The sequence below is a fragment of the Pseudomonas sp. genome (assembly GCF_037994325.1).
Taxonomy (GTDB): Bacteria; Pseudomonadota; Gammaproteobacteria; order Pseudomonadales; family Pseudomonadaceae; genus Aquipseudomonas.
In genome coordinates this window covers 1-4,895 of the sequence record NZ_JBBNAH010000189.1, presented here as the reverse complement: position 1 = coordinate 4,895, position 4,895 = coordinate 1, and the positions used below count along the sequence as shown (strand labels likewise).

Sequence of the window (4,895 nt, the reverse complement as noted above, 5' to 3'; positions counted from 1 at the left end):
GTACTGGGCCGCACGCCGAGCGCCTTGTTCGACCGTAGCCTTGACGGCTACAGCCTGCTGCAACCTGGCGATCGCGTGCGTTTTGCGCCGGTCAGCCATGCCGAATTTATCCGCCTGGGTGGCGACGACACGCCGCTGGAGGCACTGCCATGAACGGCCTGCTGATCGAACACAGCACGCCGCTGGTGCAACTGCAGGATGCCGGCCGTTTTGGCGTACGGCACCTGGGCGTTACCCAGGGCGGGGCGGCGGATTGGTTGTCGATGTCCTGGGCCAATTACTTGCTCGGCAATCCGCTGGATGCACCGGTAATAGAAATCTGCCTGGGCGGCTTGGACGTTCTGCTGCAACGCGACACCTGCTTAGCCATTACCGGCGCCGACCTGGCGGCCACGCTGGATGGCCAACCGCTTGCACCCTGGCAAAGCGTAAGCGTACGCGCTGGCCAGCGCCTGCGTTTCGCCCACCCCAAACAAGGCATGCGCGCCTACTTGGCTGCGCCTGGCGGCTTTAACGGCCCGCCAACGTTGGGCAGTTGCGCCACCGTCAGCCGCGAGGAATTAGGCGGCTTGCATGACGATGGTCAGGCGCTGATCGCTGGTGATGAATTGAACTGGCCCGGCGCAGCACCCAACCCACGGCAACTGGAAAAACGCCTGACCCCCGACCTCAGCCTAAACACACCGCTGGACCTGGTACTGGGCGCACAAATCGGCGACTTCAGCGGCCAAGCCTTATTCGACCTCTTCAACCGCCCCTGGCAACTCGACACCCGCGCCGACCGCATGGGCATCCGCCTGCTCGGCCCAACCTTGCACTACCAAGGCAAAGCACTGATCTCCGAAGGCATTCCGCTCGGCGCCATCCAAGTGCCACCGGACGGGCAACCCATCGTCCTGCTCAACGACCGCCAAACCATCGGCGGCTACCCCCGCGTCGGCGCGCTAACCCCAGAAGCCCTGGCACGGCTGGCACAAGCACAGCCGGGGGACCGTTTACAGCTTTCGCCAGTCTTGCAAGCCAATGCCGAAGCCAAACATTTGCAGCTATTGCGGCAGTGGCAAGGCACCTGATTACCCTACAACGCCGGCCCGCTGGGCCTCGCCTACGGCTCACCGAACGCGGCCCGACCCAACCTACGGACTGCTCTTGATCTACCGCTCTTGATCTACCCGCCCCATTAGCGCAGGCCGAGTGGAGTCGTTGCGTAGGGGCGTGAGCGGCAGGAGCCGCGAAAGGCGTGGGGCCAGGGATGGCCCTGCACGCCGCCCCCTGGAGCGGCGACGGAGCGAGGGAAGTCGCAGCGCAGCGGAGACCCAAGGTTGGGGCAAGCCCTTTTGCTTACTTTTGCGGCGACTGGCAAAAGTAAGTCGCGCGTAAGGCGCGAAAAAAAACGTTCAGCTCATGCGGTTACGTTGGAGAACCACAGAAACCAAACCCTCACCCCAACCCTCTCCCGCAAGCGGGCAGAGGGAGCCGATCTTTGGGAGGCAGCCCTCACCTTATGACGCAACATCGCCAATAAAAAAGGCAGCCCGAAGACTGCCTCTTCACTCACGCCGCACGTTAGTCAGGAGACCGCCTGGTGCGCGAAGCAGCGGCCACTACGGCACCAACTCAAACCCACCACTGCCCAACCGCTCACCATTCACCAACACATGCACCGCATGCCACCCGTAATAATGCTTACGGGTCGTCAGCTCACGAATCTGCTGACTACGCGCCAGCACCACCAAGGCCCCCGGCGCCAGGTCGAGAGTCTTCAGCTTAAACACCTTGTACCCCGTCTTACCGCCAGCCCGAACGTAATCAATGGCGTAGTCCACCACCAGGCGTTGGGGCTTGTCGCTGGTAGATTTCAGGTTAAACGACAGGGTCATGCTCTGCCCCAGTTGCAGCACTTCAGGCGTAACCCGCAAGGCCAGCAGGTCAACCTGCGCCGGCTCGCCCGCGCCAAGCAAGGCCAAGGCACGTCGGTCGCCCTTTTTGATCAGGCTGCGCAGGGCGTGGCGAGTGATCCATTGCGTGCGTGGGTCATCCAGAGTCCAGCTTTCCAATTGCGCCAACAGCAGAGCCGGGTGGTCTTTGCTGATGTCGTTAAGGTGGTTGGCCACCGACTTGCGCACATACAGGCTCGGGTCGGCTTTCAGGGCGTCGAGTATCGGCCAGGCCAACATCGGCTCGGCTTGCATCCGCAGCAGGCGAAACGACCAGGGCAGGCGCGGCCGGCTGCCTTCACTGGCCAGGCGGCGCACATGCTCGTTATCGTCGTGCGCCCATTCGGTCATCTGCGCCAGGGCACGTTCGAAGTCCAGCACCAGGAAGTGGCGAATTGCGAATTCGGCCGAGCCAAAGCAGGTGAAGTATTTAAGCGCCTGCATCGACAGGTCGAAGTGTTCGAGCCCGTAATTGGCTACGTAATGCGGCAGGCACAGGGTGACAAAACCACTGTTCAAACGCGGCGCCAAGTCTTGAAGAATGCCCAGTGCCGTGGGGAAATCTGCGGGCAGGGTGGCGTGCAGACTTTCACTCACCCGCGCCAAGCGCTGCATCAACGACAGCTCATCCAGCCCGGCGCTGGCCAGTTTTAAAAAGCGTTTGTGCGCGAACGCCGGGTACACCGCCAGGGTTTCATCGGCGATGTGCTGCAAGCGTTTGCGGTTAAAGATTTCCTTGAGGGCGGGCGCGGCGGTGTCGGCGGAACTCATAGGAATCCTTCTTAGGCGTGGAGTAGGGCAAGTCTACTAAGTGTGTAAGACATACCGTACATCGGTTAACTCACATTTATGTTCCGGCAAAGCACAGCGGTGAGTGGCGCTACGCCTGGGTTGGTGCCACTCTCAAGGCGTAGCCCCCGCTGTTGGATACCCAGCATGACTGGTCAGGGCTTGAGTTCCGGGCAGCCGAACGCCATATAACAGGTGTTCGCCCACTCGCTGTAATGCCCACTCGCTGTTTAGAGAGGATCAAACGATGAAAATGTGGCTACACACCTTGGCTTGGAAACTGTCTGTTCTGTTGGGCGCCAAACGTCTGCAACCGATCCCGATTCCGACCGAAGAGCAACAGCGTCGCATGGCCGCCCAGCGGCGTAGACGCTAACCCGCAATACCGCCGGCCAGCGCCTCTCACACTCGGGAGGCGCGTTCGTTTCTGCTGGCCGATTATGTCCCTCGTTTGGCGCCAAGCGTGACTCCAGCAGCCTATGCCCCAGTGCTAGCATCCCGGTCTCTTTTCAGGGGAGCAGCAGGCGATGGACCGACTGATTCAGGCCGATGGCCAAGCGCACTTCGGTATCTTTCCCCACGCCGTTGGCGACGTTAACTACCGCGATTACGACCTGCGTACGCCCATGGGCCGCCAGTTAGGCGCCCTGAGCAAGTGGCGACGCTTTCATCAATTCCAATACTTTGGCCTGCTCAGCGACCAGCTTATCGGCGGCTGCGCCTTGGCGAATTTGAGCCTGACCGGCATCGGCTTTGTCTACCTGTTCCATCCCGCCAGCGGGCGCATGGTCAAGCGCCAATTTAAATTGCCGCTGAGCATCGGCACGCAGTTTTCCCAACAACCCAATAATGGCGTGTGCGAGTTGCACAGCGGCAAAAACCTGCTGCGCCTGGAAAACGTGGATGGGCACAAACGCCTGTGGGTGGAGCTGGACGACGGCACGCGTATCGACGCCAGCTTTAATGAAAACGAGCCTGCCTTTCAGCCCATGTGCCTGAATACGCCCATTGCCAGCAATGGCTGGGTGTATGCGCAAAAGGTCGCGGGGGTGCGCTGCGTTGGAACGGTAAAGAGTGCCTTGGGCGATTTTGATCTCGGCGGCATCAATGCCTTTGCCCACCACGATTGGTCTGCCGGTTATATGCGCGCGGAAACGTTTTGGAACTGGGCCTGCTTGTCCGGCCAGGTAGGCGCGCAGCGGGTGGGGCTGAATCTTTCGTGCGGGGTTAACGAAACCAGCTTTACCGAGAACTGTTTTTGGCTGGATGGCGAGCTGATCAAGGTCGATACCGTGCGCTTTGACTTCGATCGCCAGAACCCCATGGCGCCTTGGCGCGTGCAGTCGTTTGACGGCCAGGTCGAACTGCATTTCGAAGCCCGTGGCTTGCACCAAGAGCGGCTTAACCTCGGATTTCTCGCCAGCAATTTCAAACAGATCTTTGGCCAATTCCGCGGCGAACTCAGGCCAAAAGGGCGGCCAAGTATTGCTATCGACAATCTGTGGGGCTTTGTTGAAGACCAATATGTGAAGTGGTAGCGGGGCGCTCGCCAGCGTTTAACGCGTTATTTTCTCTGGAATAAACGTACTAAGTCTTACCTCTCAATGTCTTCCACTTTGCCTAAGGTTATGGTTAGCTGGCTAATTATTAGGATTAGCTGTGATCAAGAGCCTTTTTATGCCCCACACCGATCAACACCGTTTTGGTATGCAACTGGCGCAATTGTCCCGTTCCTGGCGCGCCGAGTTGGACCGTCGTTTGGCAGGCCTCGGCCTGTCCCAGGCGCGCTGGCTGGTACTGCTGCACCTGGCGCGGTTTCACCAAGAACTACCCACCCAACGCGAGTTGGCACAAAGCGTAGGCGTTGAAGGGCCGACCCTGGCGCGCTTGCTGGATAGCCTGGAGTCGCAAGGCTTGGTCAGCCGTCAGGCGGTAGCGGAGGACCGTCGGGCGAAAAAAATCTGCCTCAGTGATTCTGCGCGCCCGCTTATTGAACAGATTGAGGCCATATCCAATCAACTTCGCTTGGAGTTGTTTGCGGGTATTGATGAAGAAGAAATTCGCCGTTGCCAGTTAGTGCATGCGCGTATTTTGAGCAACTTAGAAAAACGTTAACTGCCTCTTTCGGTAGCGAGCGCAAAGCAAGCGCCCTGGTCCGCGTACTGGGTC

At 59.7% G+C, this 4,895-nt stretch carries 5 protein-coding genes and 1 pseudogene; 5 read left to right on the top strand and 1 reads right to left on the bottom strand.

The window, feature by feature from the left end; all coding sequences use genetic code 11:
• Positions 1-153: pseudogene (locus AAAB16_RS06315) on the top strand (allophanate hydrolase); the annotation flags it as partial.
• On the top strand, positions 150-1,073 hold the full coding sequence (locus tag AAAB16_RS06310; protein ID WP_340662566.1) for a biotin-dependent carboxyltransferase family protein: 924 nt from the start codon (positions 150-152) through the stop codon (positions 1,071-1,073). The pseudogene AAAB16_RS06315 and the gene AAAB16_RS06310, both read left to right, overlap by 4 nt.
• Before the next feature lie 531 nt (positions 1,074-1,604).
• Here AAAB16_RS06310 and AAAB16_RS06305 read toward each other — a convergent pair.
• A complete protein-coding gene (locus AAAB16_RS06305) occupies positions 1,605-2,708 on the bottom strand; it encodes a DNA alkylation repair protein (protein ID WP_340662565.1) in 1,104 nt (367 codons plus the stop codon).
• 265 nt (positions 2,709-2,973) lie between these two features.
• Between AAAB16_RS06305 and AAAB16_RS06300 the strand changes: the two genes are divergently transcribed.
• The 3 genes from AAAB16_RS06300 (at position 2,974) to slyA (ending at position 4,841) form a co-directional block, all read left to right on the top strand.
• The gene (locus AAAB16_RS06300; protein WP_340662564.1) at positions 2,974-3,102 is read left to right on the top strand and encodes a PA1414 family protein; all 129 of its coding nucleotides are present in this window, start codon (positions 2,974-2,976) and stop codon (positions 3,100-3,102) included.
• 151 nt (positions 3,103-3,253) lie between these two features.
• The gene (locus AAAB16_RS06295; RefSeq protein ID WP_340662563.1) at positions 3,254-4,264 is read left to right on the top strand and encodes a DUF2804 domain-containing protein; all 1,011 of its coding nucleotides are present in this window, start codon (positions 3,254-3,256) and stop codon (positions 4,262-4,264) included.
• Positions 4,265-4,403: 139 nt separating this feature from the next.
• Positions 4,404-4,841, top strand: a complete 438-nt coding sequence (slyA, locus tag AAAB16_RS06290; RefSeq protein WP_340662562.1) for a transcriptional regulator SlyA — start codon at positions 4,404-4,406, stop codon at positions 4,839-4,841.
• Positions 4,842-4,895: the final 54 nt, after the last annotated feature.